The organism is Pseudoalteromonas sp. AS71, assembly GCF_038900275.1.
Taxonomy (GTDB): Bacteria; Pseudomonadota; Gammaproteobacteria; order Enterobacterales; family Alteromonadaceae; genus Pseudoalteromonas.
In genome coordinates, this window is sequence record NZ_JBBMQZ010000011.1 from 65,638 (window position 1) to 81,782 (window position 16,145).

Annotated in this window: 10 protein-coding genes; 5 read left to right on the top strand and 5 right to left on the bottom strand. The window is 39.6% G+C overall.

Annotated elements, in window-relative coordinates; genetic code table 11:
• Window positions 1-40 precede the first annotated feature (40 nt).
• Window positions 41-3,514: a S8 family serine peptidase gene (locus WNY98_RS10165; RefSeq protein WP_342877827.1), complete on the bottom strand. Its 3,474-nt coding sequence runs from the start codon at window positions 3,512-3,514 to the stop codon at window positions 41-43.
• 235 nt (window positions 3,515-3,749) lie between these two features.
• Here WNY98_RS10165 and WNY98_RS10170 point away from each other — a divergent pair, with 235 nt between their 5' ends.
• Together WNY98_RS10170 and WNY98_RS10175 are read left to right on the top strand one after the other, a co-directional pair.
• Window positions 3,750-4,220: a DUF2721 domain-containing protein gene (locus WNY98_RS10170; RefSeq protein ID WP_121953461.1), complete on the top strand. Its 471-nt coding sequence runs from the start codon at window positions 3,750-3,752 to the stop codon at window positions 4,218-4,220.
• A 90-nt stretch (window positions 4,221-4,310) separates the two neighbouring features.
• Window positions 4,311-4,763 carry a cytochrome c gene (locus WNY98_RS10175; RefSeq protein WP_024598794.1) on the top strand — a complete coding sequence of 151 codons (453 nt, stop codon included), beginning with the start codon at window positions 4,311-4,313 and terminating at the stop codon, window positions 4,761-4,763.
• 90 nt (window positions 4,764-4,853) lie between these two features.
• Here the strand turns inward: WNY98_RS10175 and WNY98_RS10180 are convergent, their stop codons facing one another.
• Complete coding sequence (locus WNY98_RS10180; protein ID WP_342876016.1) at window positions 4,854-7,976, bottom strand: efflux RND transporter permease subunit; 3,123 nt, start codon at window positions 7,974-7,976, stop codon at window positions 4,854-4,856.
• A 12-nt stretch (window positions 7,977-7,988) separates the two neighbouring features.
• Window positions 7,989-9,167, bottom strand: a complete 1,179-nt coding sequence (locus WNY98_RS10185; RefSeq protein WP_342877828.1) for an efflux RND transporter periplasmic adaptor subunit — start codon at window positions 9,165-9,167, stop codon at window positions 7,989-7,991.
• A gap of 288 nt (window positions 9,168-9,455) precedes the next feature.
• On the opposite strand from WNY98_RS10185, the gene WNY98_RS10190 reads away from it, so the two are divergent.
• Complete coding sequence (locus WNY98_RS10190) at window positions 9,456-11,963, top strand: zinc-dependent metalloprotease (protein WP_342877829.1); 2,508 nt, start codon at window positions 9,456-9,458, stop codon at window positions 11,961-11,963.
• A 69-nt stretch (window positions 11,964-12,032) separates the two neighbouring features.
• Here the strand turns inward: WNY98_RS10190 and WNY98_RS10195 are convergent, their stop codons facing one another.
• The gene (locus WNY98_RS10195; protein WP_342877830.1) at window positions 12,033-12,821 is read right to left on the bottom strand and encodes a PhzF family phenazine biosynthesis protein; all 789 of its coding nucleotides are present in this window, start codon (window positions 12,819-12,821) and stop codon (window positions 12,033-12,035) included.
• Window positions 12,822-12,893: 72 nt separating this feature from the next.
• On the bottom strand, window positions 12,894-13,508 hold the full coding sequence (locus WNY98_RS10200) for a PQ-loop repeat-containing protein (RefSeq protein WP_342877831.1): 615 nt from the start codon (window positions 13,506-13,508) through the stop codon (window positions 12,894-12,896).
• 290 nt (window positions 13,509-13,798) lie between these two features.
• Here WNY98_RS10200 and WNY98_RS10205 point away from each other — a divergent pair, with 290 nt between their 5' ends.
• Window positions 13,799-14,932, top strand: a complete 1,134-nt coding sequence (locus WNY98_RS10205; RefSeq protein WP_039486942.1) for a PepSY-associated TM helix domain-containing protein — start codon at window positions 13,799-13,801, stop codon at window positions 14,930-14,932.
• A 49-nt stretch (window positions 14,933-14,981) separates the two neighbouring features.
• Entirely contained in the window at window positions 14,982-16,142 is a 1,161-nt protein-coding gene (locus WNY98_RS10210; RefSeq protein WP_342877832.1) for a tetratricopeptide repeat protein, read from the top strand.
• Window positions 16,143-16,145 lie beyond the last annotated feature (3 nt).

The window sequence follows — 16,145 nt, forward strand, 5'->3', positions numbered from 1 at the left end:
TTGTATAACTATTAAGTTATAAAGTTATAAAGTTATAAAGTTACTTTTGTTTACGACGGCGTATAAATGCAAATGGCGCTACTAGTAATGTTAACCATGCAAGTGAGCCAGATGAGCTCTTTTTGCTTTCTGGTACTACGGTCTCTACTACTGGCGGTACTACTTTTGTAATACTTATAGTAACTACAGCAGGAGCAGATACATCACCGCGTATATCAATGGCAACAACTTGAATTTCAGCTGATGAATCACCTGTTAATAATTCAGTGTTAGTTACAACTACTTGTCCATCGGCATCAACACCAAAACCTTGGTGGGTACTTGATTGCACATAGTATTCTGACACATCTAAGTCTTGATCAGACTCAGTGATAGTTAGTGCACCAACAACTGTTCCGTTAGCAGCATCTTCTGAAACACTAAATTCACCACCAACTAGCATTGGAGCGTCGATTTCAGGAAGCTCTAACTCAGTACTACTCATCACTTTAACAATATCCAAACCAGATGTTTGTGATAATGCAAATGGACCGCTTGCTTCAACAATTGCTTTTTCACCCGGTTTAAGTGAAGTAACTGCTTCGCCAGTTTCCATAGAAGTAAGAGTTACATTTGGAGAGGCTCCAAATGTAGTTGAACCTTCAATACTATCTGTCTGAGTGAATACACCTGTAACATATGAAGGGTAACCTACAGATGCTTTAAAGTTCATGTTTTCACCAAGTAATGAACCATCAACATTTAGTAACTCACTACAAGTTGAGAAGGTAATAGTATCTTCACCGGCTGAGTGATAAAGCGGAGTAACCCATGCTAACGAATCGTTACCAGCGCCATCAGTTTCACCAATTACTGTACGGCTACGACCAGGGAATGCAGTTTGACGACCACGGTCGTTATAATTTTGCATAACTTGATCATAAACACCGTCGTTATCAGTATCAACTTCTAATCTGTAGCCTGCTTGGAATACATGCGTTAATGGGTCGCGTAATTGGATAGACGATGTTACAAAAATACCAGAGTCACAAGAGCTATCTGCAAATGCAGAGAAAGTAGTCGCTAAAATATTAAACTCAGCTTCTTCTCGTGTTTTCTCTGTACCTGTTGCAACAATGCTTTCTGCGAAAGGAGTAATGTCTGTTAGGCCGCTATTTTCAACAATAAGTGCCATTTCGTTATCAATGATTTGAGACGAAACGCTTAATTCTGTCGCAGCTTTTGGCATTGCATGATACACAACGTGCAAATCGTGGTCTGTATCTGTGCTTGCATCATTAAATATTAGCGCACCATCAAACTCTACTGAAGTAAGAGCAGCGCTTCTTGCAGCAATGTCGTCTGCACTAAATGGGTTTTCTAATTCCCATGCTGGTAGTTTTGTTGGATCAACAGTTAGCGTCACATCAAAGTTAATTGACTGACCTGCAGGGATTGTTACCGACTCAGGGAAATCCCAGCTAATTGCAGCTGTATCGTCATCATTTTGATAGCGAGCTTCAGTGCGTAGCGCATACGTTTTAGCATCAGATGAGAAGTTCTTAACGGTCACTGTTTTAGTTAGAGACTCTGTTCCAGCCATTGACACAAGGCCGAATGAAAGAGCCGCTTGTTTAGTATTAAACTGTGTATTATTAACCCATGCAGCTACTGGTAAGTTGACTGCTTTAGTTACGTCAACTAAGCCTGAACCAATCATACTAATTGGAGCTAATTCTGAGTCAGGGCTACTCGCTAAAGGCTCATTTGTTACATTTAAGTCAGCTGCATTCATTATTGTAGCTTTAATTTCAAATGCATTACGCTCAGGGTGAGCTTCACGTACCATTGCAACAGCACCGGCTGTAATAGGGCCTGAAAAAGATGTTCCAGATACAGGAGCTAGTTGATCTTGCGTACCTGCTGCTGCAACTTCAATACTTGTTCCTGGTGCTGTAATTTCTGGTTTTAATAAGCCATCCATTGAAGGGCCACGCGATGAGAATGTAGCTACAGCGCCTGCTGTTGTGCTCACAGTAACTGTAATATCAAATGTTGCTTTATTACCCGAAGTTAACTGCGCTTTTAAAGCGGAGCCGCTTACAAAGTTTATGCCTACGCTTTTAATAGTTACATCAGCGTCAAAACCACCCATAGGAGCCGGTGTGCCATCATTCGTATTATTAGCTATAAGTACAAACTCAGCACCTTTCTTTTGTGCATTAAGCACTTTAGCTGTAAATGAACATGCGCCACGGTCAATTAAAACCGCTTTTCCAGTAAAATCAACATCATCAGCAAAATCAACACAACCATCTTGGTTTGTGTCAGGGTACACTAAATCAATATCTGCATCTGTAATTACAAAGTCAGTTTGCGGACCAAAGCCTGATGCTTGAATATTACCTTCAATACCTGCGACAGTGCCCGTTGCTACTAAAACTTCAGTTGTAGGGTGAGTCATTGCACCTACTGATAACGCATTTGGTGTTGTACTTGGACCACCGATACGGAATGGATGATCACCATCATTACCAGCAGAAATAACCATATTTACACCTAAATCAACAGCACGTTGAATTAAGTACTGCGCACCACCACCTGTGTACGTGTCACCAAATTCGCCACCTAACGACATGTTCATAACATCTACGCGGTCTGAAATATCACCATCGCCATTTGGATCCATTGCAGCTTCTAGTGCCGCAGCTTGAGCGGCACTTGGACAACCGCCACCACAAACAGAGTAAACATATAATTCAACATCTGGTGCAATACCATTCACTGAATTTGAAGAAGACGTACCATGGTTTGTTGGTTCATCCACATCAGGAATTACAACTTCAGGATCATTCTCGATCGGGTCTGCATCTTCATGAATAAAATCGTAACCGCCTTGTACAATACCTTGTGGCCAATTAACCGTTGTAGGATCAGCTTGAGCAGCATCGTATGCCTCAACTGTACCCTCACCACCAAATGCTTTGTGGGTATAATCAATACCAGTATCTAAAACAGCTACACGCTGCCCTTTACCACTTACAATGCCCTCCGTAATTAAAGGTTTAGCGTTAATATAATCAGACGTTGCAGCTACATGTAATTCATAGTCAAACATCGGTAGCACTTTAGCTACTCGTGAGTCTTTAGCAATTTTAGCCAGTGCTTCTGGTGTAGCTTGCACAATTAATGTTGGTGCTAATATTTTTGTTCGACCAATTATTTTTGCATCAAAGTCTAAACTATTAAGCTCACTGGCCATCGTGTTTTGAAGCAATTCAACGTTAGCAATCATTTCACGACTACTTGATGCTTCATAAGTACCTGCAGCAACGGCATCAACAGAAGTTGCTGCACGTAAAACAATCATATGTGCCGAAGGTTGTTTTTGCTCAGATGCTAATTCTTTCATCGGCTCTGCGGCTTGAGGTGCTATTGTTGCATTAGGTAAAGTTGCGGCGTTAACAAAAGTAGCAAGAAATGCACTTGATACAGCCGTAGCTATAGCAGTTTTTTTTATTATATTATTAGCCATGAGTTCCCCTTGGATAGGTTATGTATTATTGTATTTGTATTAATCAAAATGATTATATGCTCCGCTGAATATAAAACTTTCGGGGCAACCCAAGCAACACCTTGGTTACAAACACATGACAGCAAAACGTATAAACACAAAAAAAACACTTCAACAAATTGATTTAAAACAATAAAACAAAAAAATCATATTTGTGAACTAATGTAAACAATCCTAACTTTTTCTTGAGAATTAAATGAATAGCGAAGTAATTAACATTTTAACCATGGCTAAAGTGATTCAAACGGCCGTTGCCCCTGTATTCTTAATCACGGGTATTGCTGCAACTTTAGGTGTTTTGTCTAATCGCTTAGCACGAATTACCGACAGGGCGCGTTTGCTAGAGCGAAGATTAAAAGTAAATACAGATGACGATTTTAATAAGTCGCTAGCAACAGAGCTGCGCGCCTTATTAAAAAGATCTCGATGTATACATATTGCTTTCAGCTTAAGCGTATTAAGTGCCTTACTTGTATGTGCTGTGGTTATGTTTTTATTCTTGTCGCACATTCAATCAATTAACTTAAGCGTGACCATTGCCTGTTGTTTTGTAGCAGCAATGGCATTACTCATTTGTGCATTTATTTCGTTATTAGGTGAAGTATTTTTAGCAACCCGCAGCATGCGACGAGGCATGATATTTGCCGATATAGGCATTAATGATTAACTTTTCATGAAATCCGTCGTATTCGCTTGAATAAAAATGACGTTACATACAAGATATTAAATTAGGAATAATATTCAACAGGGGCAAACTATGAAATTGAAAAAAGTATTAGCAGGTATAGCATTAGCTACATGTGCACTTAGCGTATCGGCAAATTCTGCATTTAAAGAACCAAGTGACGCGATTGAATACCGCCAAGCAGCGTTTTCAATGATCTCAGTACAAATTGGTGACATGGGCGCAATGTTAAAAGGTAAAGTACCTTTTGACGCAGAGCAATTTAAAATGCGTGCTAACAACGCTGCTGCACTTTCAAAAATGCCATGGGAAGCGTTTTACGAAGGGACAGATAAAGGCGACACAGCTGCACTTGCTGCTGTTTGGGCCGAAAATGCAACCTTTGTTGAAAAAGCGAATGCTTTTGCAGCAAATGCAGATAAGCTAGCGTTAGCTGCTCAATCGGGCGATAAAGCCGTAATTGGTAAAGCTTTTGGCGCATGGGCTAAAGGCTGTAAAGATTGTCATAAGCAATTTAAAGATTAATTATTGTTGTAGCCAGTTTAACAACAATAAATAGATAATAAAAAGCACTGAGCGTTAATAACGGTCAGTGCTTTTTATTATGCTTTTTATCTACGAGACTTTAGCAGCTCGGCCTTTAAATGGGCGCTTAAACATCGCACCAATATCACCCAAAATAATATATAAACACGGTACTAATATAAGCGTTATTAACGTTGCAAACATAACAGCAAAGCCAAGTGCTACCGCCATAGGTATTACAAACTTAGCCTGCAGGCTTGTTTCAAACATAATAGGTAATACACCAGCAAAGGTTGTTATAGACGTTAATAGTATTGCTCTAAAGCGAGCACAACCAGCTTCTATTACCGCATTTTTAACGCTAACACCTTCGCGGCGAACTTGGTTTACATAATCGGTCATTACAAGTGAATCATTTATAACAACACCTGCTGCGGCAATTAAGCCAAATCCCGACATTAAGCTCATATCTAAATCAAACCAGTAATGACCCCAAATAGCCCCGGTTAAACTAAATGGAATAACCGACATTACAATAAGCGGTTGTGAATAGCTTTTAAGCGGCACAGCTAGCAGTATGTATACTAAAATCATTCCGCCAATAAAAAACATTATTTGCTCATTAGCTTGAGCTTGCTGCTCTTCTATTGCGCCACCAAGCTCTGATTTAACACTTGGGAATTCTTCTATTAGCTGTGGCAGTAAGTTTTCTTTTACTTGCTTAACCACTTCACCCGGCTCAATTTGCTCTTCATCAATATTGCCATAAACATACACGGTACGGTAGCCACCTTCGCGGCGTATATAGCTAATACCTGGCGTTTCTGTTAATTCTACTACATCACCAAGAAGTACTTCTCGCCCTTGTGGGGTGGTAACCACGGTGTGTTTAAGTGATGAAAATGCCTCACGAGTCAGTTTAGGGTAGCGTACCATTACGCGTACTTCTTCGCCGTTTCGGATTACGCGCTGCGCTTCGCCACCATAAAAACTGGCTCCCACTTGATTTGCAATACCTGCTAAATCTAAGCCTAAATCATAAGCAACAGGTTTAAGGCTCATTTGCACTTCTTTGCTCGCAGGATCTATGGTTGAGCTAATATCAAACAACCCTTTTTGCTGTTGAAGTAATTGAATAAAACGACGACCCGCTTGATTTAAAGTATCTATATCTGAGCCATACAGTAAATAGCCAAACTCGCCGCCACCATTACCACCGCCGCCACCAACATCGTCTTGAATAGTTAACGACTTAATACCAGCAATAGTCGGCATAGCCTCACGCCATCGGCGAGAAAGCTCAAATGCATTGTATGGACGTGAATCTTCGTCAACTAATGGAGCTAATAACTGCGACTCAGTTCTGCCTTGGTTAAATACCAATACATCACGAATAATTTTTTGGCCAAATTCACGTTCTGTTTCTTCATCGACTCTAAGTACCATAGCTTCTATTTCGCGAATAGCGGCAATGGTTTGTAAATCAGAAACGTTGTCGTTCATTTCAACTTGTATTTGTGGAAAGTCATGCGGCACTTTAGGAGTTGGAACTGTACGTACTTTATTAGACGTAATAAGTGCAATACTGATTATAAACATTGCAATAAAAGCAAACAAAACAGTCCAACGCCAATCAACACACTTAGCAATAAAACGTTTATATGGACCATTTACGAAACCAAAAAAGCGTGTATTGAAGCGATCGCGCCAACCACCTTTTTTGATCGGCGAAAAGTGCGTATGAGCAATGTGAGCTGGCAGTATCAGCTTTGATTCAATCAAACTAAATACTAAACACAGCATTACTACAACGGCTATACCATAAAAGAAGGCACTTTCTGGCCCGCTCGACATTGTGAATGGTGCAAATACAGCAATCGTTGTTAACACACCAAAGGTTGCAGGGGTCGCGACTCGGTTAGCGCCACGCACAACATTTTCTACACCACCGCCGCTTTTTTCAACTTCGGTGTAGGCAGCTTCCCCTATCACGATGGCATCATCCACCACGATGCCGAGCACCATTATAAAAGCGAATAACGAAATAATATTAATGCTAATGCCAAATAGTGGCATCATCATCATAGCCCCTAAAAAACAAACAGGTAAGCCAATCATTACCCAAAGCGCTAGTTTAAAACGCAAGAATAACGACAACATAATTGCCACCAAAATGGCACCTTGAAACAGGTTAGCTTTCATCATATCAAGGCGAGCATTTAGGTAGTATGTCATGTCCATTAATGGCTCTAACCGAATACCCGGCGGCAACTGCTTATTTTTTTGATCAATAAACGCTTTAACCGAATCCGCAACGGGAATCATGTTTTGTTCTTGCGTTGCTTTAACCGATAAATACACCGCGTTTTCGCCATTAAACTTAAAGTAGCGCTCACCTTCAGTAAACTGATCTTTAATTACGGCAATATCTTGCAGTAAAACTTTAGCACCATACTCACCAATTTTTACCGGAATTTGCCTAAACTCATCACCTGAGTAAAACTGATTTTCGACGCGAACAGAAATAACGCCTGCGTCTGTTTTTAGCTGCCCAGCAGAGAAGTTAGCTGAGTAACGGCGTACCGCATTCATCACATCACTAAGGGTTAAATTATATTGGCGAAGCGTATCGGGCTCTATTTCAATAGCAATTTCATCAAGCGGTACATCGTTTACCACTAACGACACGTTAGATAACTGTAGTAACTCATCCTCTATTTGGTTTGCTATCGGCTTAAGCTCCGTAAGCGGTAAGTCAGCAACCAGTGTCATGCCTATTACATCTTGCCTAAACTCAACCTGACTTATGGTGACCGGTTCCATACCAGCCGGAAAAGTCGCAATGCCATCAACGCGTAGCTTTACCTTATCAAGTACATCGGTAAGTTCTGCATCGGTGTTTATTTCTAGGCTGGCTGTACCGCCATTTCTAAATGCGCGATACACGCCTTTTTTAATTTCGGTTATATCTTTAAGTGACTCTTCAACTTTTATAAGAATACTTTCTTCTATTTCCTGAGGAGAGGCACCGGGGTAATTAGCCTCAATATTAATGTAGTTAATCTCTACATTAGGAAACATTTGACGCTGAATCGTAAAGTAACTTATAGCCCCCATAATAATGATAAAAAACATCATTAAATTAGCGGCTACTGAATTATTAGCAAAGTAGGCAATTAGTCCTGTTTGTTTTTGTTGTATTGACTCGCTCATAATTATTAGACCCTACAGCTGTTGCGTGTTTGAAGTGCTCGTTTCTGAGCTTTCAGGTTTTGCAGCTACACCTGCAATTTTAACCTGCATTCCTTTTTGCGGGTATTCAGGTAAAGTAATAACGAGTTTGTCATCGGCATTTAAACCACTGCTAATATAAAAATACTCACCCTCTTCACGAATAACCGTTACTTTGCGAGGCTCTAGTTCTTGATTTTCGTTTACTACCCACACAGTTTGATTGTTAACCAAAGCTTGCGGTAAACGGTAAATATTATTAAGCATTGCACCTGCAAAATTTACCTGTACGTAGCTGCCAAACTTAATGGCTGGTTGTATGTTTTTAAGACCGTATGGGTCTTCTATACGTACTACTAAACTGCTCATACGTGTAGCGTTATCAACAATCCCTAAGTCACGGTCAATTATACCTTCACGGGTGAAGCTGTTTAGGCCCTTTTGAATAATCGTTGCGGTAATACCTTTAATACGCTCTGGCAAAAAAACGCTATCGAACCCTGCTATAGGAATAATCACTTCAGCAGTTTCAATATTATTGAGTTCAGCAACTTGCGAACCCATAGTTACAAATTGACCCACACCTACATTTCGGCTAATAACCAATGCATCGTAAGGGGCTGTTACTTCACAATTATCTAAGTCACGTTGTGCACGTTTTAATGCAGCTTGCGCCGACTTTACAGATGCCTGCGCACTTAACACTTGAGGCTTACGTAAAAATAAGTCGGTACGCGCTTTACCAGGAAAACGCTTTGCTTCGTCTTCGGCTACTTGGGCTTGGGCTTGTTCTTCAATTAAGCCTGCCTGTGCGCGAGCGATTTCGGCCTCAGCAACAAGTACTGCTGCTTGATAGTTATCTTTTTCGATAGTGAATAACGTTTCACCGCGAGCAACGATTCCACCGGCTACAAAATTAGGATGCCAACTTAGCACTTCACCCGACACCTGCGCCGAGAGTTGTGTATTTTCAAGTGGCTTTACTTCACCGTAGCTATTAATAATAACTTGATGATCGTTTGCAGCCACTGGCTCAACTTGCACTGTTGGACGAGTATCAATTACTTCTTTTTTTTCTGGCTCTTGTGCAATGGCATTTATTCCCATAAAGCCAACAACACCAACAACTAGTGCTACAAATGGAAAAACCCATCTAAGTGAATTTGTTTGCATATCCGATTATCCCCAAAATTCTATTAACGTCATAATACCAGAGCCATATGAAACATTAAGGTGACATTTGTAAGCAACTGTTGCAAATGCATATGAAACACCGATTTTCCGGGTTATAAAAAATAACTTTGTATGCAGTTCATCTCATTCGTTATATTTTGTTACAAACTTTTATTTATTAATATCAGTTAATTAGCGTTGTACACTTAAATTTCGTCGCGAAGATGTGCGAAATCAAATTAATTTACGTACAGTCCAATTAAATTAACAAATATTAAAAGTCTCAAAATGAAATTAACGACCATCACCCTTGCGCTTAGCTTAGCGTTTGGCAGCCATGCATTTGCAGCCGATAAAAAAGACGAAAAAGAGCCAAAAACACTTAGCGAAATGATCAAAGGACAAACCGAATTTGCCGGTATATTTAACCTTTATCAAGACGAAAAAACCGGTAAGCACCTTATGGTGATTAACGAGTCCCAACTTAATACGCCGTTTGTATATTTTGCGCATACCGTTGATGGCGTTACAGATGCAGGCCATTATCGTGGTTCGTACCGCGAAACTAAGTTAATTGAATTTAGAAAATACTTTGATCGTATCGATATCATTAGCAAAACACCTCGCTACAAATTTGACGAAAACAGTGCAATTTCAAAAGCGAGTGATGCCAATATTAGTGAAGCGGTACTTGCGAGCATTAAAATAGAAAAAGAAGAAGACGGTAAAATAGCATTCAACGTAAATAAGTTATTTTTAAGCGAAGCACTTCATAAAGTATCACCTACGCCAAATCCAGCTGATAAAAACGCTAAAAAGCGCTTTAAAATAGGCAAGCTAGACGATAAAAAATCACGCATTATTAAACAGCGCCCATACCCTAATAACTTAGACGTGGTTGTTGATTATGTATTTACTAACCCAAGCCCAACGGTACGCGGCTCAAATGCAGTAAGCGACCCACGTAGTGTATCGTTAAAAGTACAGCACTCGTTTGTTGCCCTACCTAAAAACGATTACCAGCCGCGCATGGACGACGCCCGTATTGGTTATTTTACTAATCAATTTGATCAAATGACATCTACCGATTGGGCACCTTATGAAGATGTTATAAAACGCTGGGATCTACAAAAGAAAGACCCTAGTGCAGCACTTTCAGAGCCAGTAAAACCAATTACTTGGTGGATAGAAAACACCACACCTATCCAATGGCGCGATACTATTCGTGATGCAGTTTTAACATGGAATACTTCTTTTGAAAAAGCCGGTTTTAAAAATGCCTTAGAGGTAAAAGTACAACCAGATGATGCAGATTGGGATGCGGGCGATATTAATTACAACGTACTGCGTTGGACTTCGTCACCTAAACCTCCATTTGGCGGATACGGACCTGCACTTGCTAACCCATTAACTGGCGAAATACTGGGCTCAGACATTATGCTTGAGTTTGTATTTATGAAAAACCGTTGGATTTACGACACACTTTTCACTCAAGGAACAATGAGCCATGGTGATACAACACATACCGGCGAGTTAAATTGTTCACTAGGGCATGAAATTCAACAAAATCTAATGCTTGCCAAAGGCCTTGCTAGCGGCGGAAAAATTGAAGATAAAGAAATGCTTCGCCAAGGTCTAACACAATTGGTACTTCACGAAGTAGGCCATACTTTAGGTCTTAACCACAATATGAAATCATCTATTTTGTGGGATGAAAAAGAAGTACACGACAAAAACAAAACCCAAGGCATAGTAACCGGCTCTGTTATGGATTATGCACCGGCTAACATTGCCCCAATTGGTGTGCAGCAAGGTGATATTTTTCAAACAAAACCAGGTCCTTACGATGATTGGGCAATTAACTATGGCTACAGCGTAGCGCTTGAAGATGAAGCTGCTGAACAAGCTAGACTTGAAAAAATACTTGCTCGTTCAAGTGAACATGCCCTTGCCTTTGGTAACGACGCAGACGATATGCGCGCACCAGGTCGCCATATCGATCCACGTGTAATGATTGGTGATTTGTCATCAAACCCTGCGGCCTATGGCGCAGATCGTATGGCGCTAATTAATAAATTATTTACTGAGCTAAAAGATAAAGCAACAGTTAAAGGTGAGTCTTACCAACAGCTTGTTACCTCTGCTAACAGCTTATTTGGTCAGTACCGAGCTCAAGCGGGTGTTGTTTCTCGCCAGATTGGTGGTGTGTACGTTGAGCGTGCTGTAGTGGGTGATGCAAACGCAGATAAACCATTTACACCTGTATCGCTTGAGCGCCAAACACAAGCGATGGATATACTCGCAAAGTTTGTATTTGCACCAGACGTACTACAAAACATGCAACCTCTTTATAGCTACTTACAGCTGCAACGTCGTGGCTTTAATCACTATGGCAAAAATGAAGACCCTAAAGCACACCAAATGATTTTAGGGATGCAAAAATCTGTACTTGCACAGCTATTACACCCAGCCGTATTACTGCGTATTTCTGATACTGCGTTGTACGGTAATGAATATAGCCTAACTCAGTTTATGCAAGATTTAACCGCTAATATTTTTGTGAAAAGCAAAGACGCAAATTCTATTAGTCACAACTTACAAATTGAGTATGTTAATCAGCTAATCGCAATTGCAGGTCTTGGCAAAGCAAGTAAATACGATAACTTAGCTAAAACAGCTGCGTTATATCAGCTAACTCAAATAGCCGATACCAGTGTTGCTTGGGGTGCAGATACAGCAACTAAAGCGCATAAAAAATATATTGACCGCTTAATAGCAAAAGCGCTAGAAGCGTAAAATAACTCTACTAATTGAGTAAACCAAGGCCACGTTTAACGTGGCCTTTTTTATAACCTAATTCACAGATCAAATATAAATAGTGCCTTTTAAATACCTTACAGCATGCCCCGTTAAGGTAACGGTTGTATCACCCACTTCACATAGTAAATGCCCGCCTCTGCTTGAAGCTTGATAAGCACTTAACGTAGTTTTATCCAACTGCTGCGCCCAGTAAGGTGCCAAGCCAGTATGAATAGAACCTGTTACGTAATCCTCATCGCCACCGCTTGCAGGCCAAAAATAACGAGATATAAAATCATATTCAGCACTTGGAGCAGTGGCCACTACATCAAGTGGATAAAGCGTTTTTAAAAGCTCTGAGCTAGTTTTTAATTCAAGTATTTGGTCACCGCTTTCATAAATAACAAAGTAGGCTTGGCGATTTTTAAGCACTTTACTCGGTTGTATAGACAGGCCGTCAAGCAGTTGCTGCGGCACATTTTGCACTTCAACCGGTGCTTGTTTTGGAAAGGTCATTGCAAAGCTGCCATCAGCGTTTTTATTAACGATTAGCTCGCCCACCGCATCAGCAATAAAGCGAATTTGCGATATATTATGCTCTTCACATAAAACATAGGCAGCCGCAAGTGTGGCGTGACCACAAAAATCGATTTCCATTAACGGCGAAAACCAGCGAATAACAAAACTTCCATCGTTTTGCAGGCAGGTAAAAGCAGTTTCAGATACGTTATTTTCAGCGCCAATCTTTAGCATTAAATCGTCGCTTAACCACGATTCTAGTGGGATCACTGCCGCGTAATTACCTTTAAATAACTCACTCGTAAATGCATCAATTTGATGAATAGTTAATTGCATTGTTTAAACTTTGTAATGATTAATAGCTTAAAACTGCCATACCTAAACTAAATTAGCACTTTTATTTTTGCTTTAAGCCATTACAGGTCGCATTCTATAATATTGCATACAACCAAATTGCACAGCATTGGTAAGCAATAGCATAATAAACATAAGTAAGTGCGCCGTGCTTGGAGCCGCTGTTGTAAGCTCAACAACTAAGCCGCAAATACCAGCAATAAACTGCAAGCTAAAGTAGCGCGCGCTTAAATTACTCACATTACCCGTACGCAATGTTTTATAAGTTTGCGGCATAACACGTACCGAACTCATCACAAGACCAACATACGTTAAAGCGCTTAATACCGTTGCAGTATCAAGGCTTGAATTTAAAAGCAGTGAAAAAGGCAGTAACGAAAAACCTAGCATAGTAACCAGCTGTACACGTTCTCGTTTAGCTGCATTGAAACGTGCAAAAAAATATAAAATAAGCCCGCTTAACGCACCGGTTACAATAAATGGTAACGCAATATAATAGCGCTCAAAATAAATATTGTAGGTTATAAAATAAAGGCTTTGTGCTAATCCAAATGTCATCATTAATAGTGACAAACCAGAGACACTACGATTTTTTCGAATTTTGTTTAGTAATGGTAAAAAACTAAAAACCAAAATAAAAGAAGACAATATAGGCAAATAATGCGCCAAAGCAACCTCGCTCGTTATATAAATGTTAATTAAAAACAGAAATAAAAACATTTAATAAACATCTGTTTTTAAAAGGCTTTTACTATGAGCGCGGCATTGTAGAGCCGCGTAAATTTAACTCAACTAAATAAGATATTCTTATTTTAGGTACTGGAAAGCTAGGTATACAAAAACCGTAGAATTAAGTTCACGGTTTACCTATTTAATAGAAAACCTACTCACAAGCTATCAAATGAAAATGATAGTTGTTATCATACGCAAGTCATTAACTGCAATATATAAAACTATCTATGAGAAAAACTCTTTTTAAAATTCACAGTTGGATCGCTCTTATAGCTCTCATTCCCTTGATTGTTATTAGTATTACAGGGAGCGTATTAGTTTTTAAAAGTGAAATAGATGGCTTACTTATGCCAAGCAGTCACTATGTTGTAAAAGCACTGCCAGAGCGCATGCCAATCGACAAATTAATCGCAAAAACAGAGCTTGCTTACCCTGAGTATGTAGTAGGTAGTTGGGAGATATTTAACGATGATACTGCTGATCGGGTTTACTTAGTTAAACGCGGGACAGAGCAATGGTATAAGTTTCATTTAAACCAGTATACGGGTGACATTTTGTCAGAGCCTGTTGGTACCAGCCATTATTTTACTGATTGGTTTTTAGAACTGCATTACACCTTTTTACTTAACGACTTTAAAAACCTGCCAGGGCAAACAGGCACAGTACTAGGCTTCTTTTTTGCTCTGTTTTTATTGGTATTAGGTATTACAGGACTTATTATTTATCGTAAATTTTGGCAGCGCCTATTTAGTGTGCGCTGGCGTGCAACACTGCAAATTGTACTTAGCGACATTCATAAAATGACTGGGGTGATAGGGTCGCCCATCATTATTATTTTAGCTATTACAGGTGGCTACTTTAACTGGGCGGTGTGGTATCACGAAGTTATTGAACACGCTGAGGAAGAGCACTTTGTACTAACCAAAAACTTGCACAGTAGCGATATTTCGTTTCAACACATACTCGATGACAGTAAAAAGCAAATACCCACTTTTAATGGTACGTTTTTAGTTATGCCACTCGAGCCTGACGAAAATATCACCTTATTCGGCGAAGTCGATACAAATAACCCACTTGCGAGCGAATATGCCAATACGGTTAGCTACGATAAGCAAACAGGCGAACATTTAACTAACTGGGATATTCGCGAAGTAGGCGTTGGCTGGCAAGTAATTGATAGCTTTAGAAAACTTCATTTTGGCTACTTTGCAGGGCTAATAAGTAAAATACTGTGGTGCGTAATTGGTTTGAGCCCAGTGTGGCTAGCAGGTACTGGTTTTTACTTGTGGTTTACCCGCCGTAAACGTAAAAAACAATCACAAAAAAATCGCTCAAGTAAACGCAGTACAGCAAGTGCTTGATTAAAAACCCACCCCATTGTAATGTAAAATTTAACAATGGAGTGGGTTTATGATGTTTTATAAAATAGCAGTCTGTATTACTTTTTTATATTTAGTTGGATGTAACACAACCAAGGTTCACCAAGTAGAACAACAAATAGAGCTTGAACAACTATTAAACCATTCTTTGTTTAATAAACTCGACACTCCTTCTGAGTACAGTATTTTCGAGCTGCCAAATGCTGAAAAAGAAAAATTTTTAGCCTATGCAGAAAAACAAAAACAGTCTGAAATCCGTCATGACCGCATTATTTACAACTACCTCGAAAGCAACTTAGCTAACTTTAAATACCACGGCGATACACTTACTTCAGCCCAAGCCTTAAAACTTTCGCAAGGCAACTGTATTAGCTTAGCTGTTTTAACACAAAGCTATGCACAAGCTCTCGGATTAGAAACGAGCTTTCAAGAAGTAACAAGTCAGCCTGTATACGCAAAAGAAAATAATGTTGTTTATATAGCAAGCCACTTTAGAACAAGAGTATACGCCCCAAAAGTAGAGAAAAAAGATGATAATATTATTGAGTTTTTCAGAGCGGGCACATTAATCGACTACTTCCCTACCCGTCGCAGTTTTTATTCAAGCAGCGCAGACTATAACGATTTAGTTTCTAAGTTTTACAGTAACTTAGCTGCAACAGCACTAGCAGACAAACAGCTGGATATTGCTTACTCACTTATTTTACAAGCAAACAAATACACCCCCAATGATCCTGAATTATTTAATATAGCGGGCATTTTGCATCGCCGAGCTGGTGATTTACAAAGCGCTAAAAACATCTATCAAACAGCACTTAGTAATAACGAAATAAGCATTAATTTAATCAGCAACTATCAGCTTTTAGCTAAAAAGTTAGGCGACAAAGAGCTTGTTAAAGAGCTCACCTCACAATTAGTTAATAAAGAAAAAGACCCATACGAATTACTAGTGATCGCTAAAAACAACTTACAAGCTGGCCACGCTCATCAGGCTAAAGCACACCTTGAGCAAGCGATTACTAAAGCGCCTTACATTGCTGAGCTATACTTGGAACTCGCAAAAGTTCGCTATCAACAAGGTAATATTAAACAAACACAAACCTTACTTGAGAAAGCAATTGAACTAGAACGTGATAATCAAAAACTCGATGTATATCAAGCTAAGTTACTATCCTTGCAAATGGATAAGTAACTT

Coding starts and splice junctions, on each gene's coding strand:
- WNY98_RS10190 (WP_342877829.1), top strand. CDS start 9,456: ATGAAATTAACGACCATCACCCTTGCGCTTAGCTTAGCGTTTGGCAGC.
- WNY98_RS10185 (WP_342877828.1), bottom strand. CDS start 9,167: ATGCAAACAAATTCACTTAGATGGGTTTTTCCATTTGTAGCACTAGTT.
- WNY98_RS10210 (WP_342877832.1), top strand. CDS start 14,982: ATGATGTTTTATAAAATAGCAGTCTGTATTACTTTTTTATATTTAGTT.
- WNY98_RS10180 (WP_342876016.1), bottom strand. CDS start 7,976: ATGAGCGAGTCAATACAACAAAAACAAACAGGACTAATTGCCTACTTT.
- WNY98_RS10175 (WP_024598794.1), top strand. CDS start 4,311: ATGAAATTGAAAAAAGTATTAGCAGGTATAGCATTAGCTACATGTGCA.
- WNY98_RS10165 (WP_342877827.1), bottom strand. CDS start 3,514: ATGGCTAATAATATAATAAAAAAAACTGCTATAGCTACGGCTGTATCA.
- WNY98_RS10195 (WP_342877830.1), bottom strand. CDS start 12,821: ATGCAATTAACTATTCATCAAATTGATGCATTTACGAGTGAGTTATTT.
- WNY98_RS10205 (WP_039486942.1), top strand. CDS start 13,799: ATGAGAAAAACTCTTTTTAAAATTCACAGTTGGATCGCTCTTATAGCT.
- WNY98_RS10170 (WP_121953461.1), top strand. CDS start 3,750: ATGAATAGCGAAGTAATTAACATTTTAACCATGGCTAAAGTGATTCAA.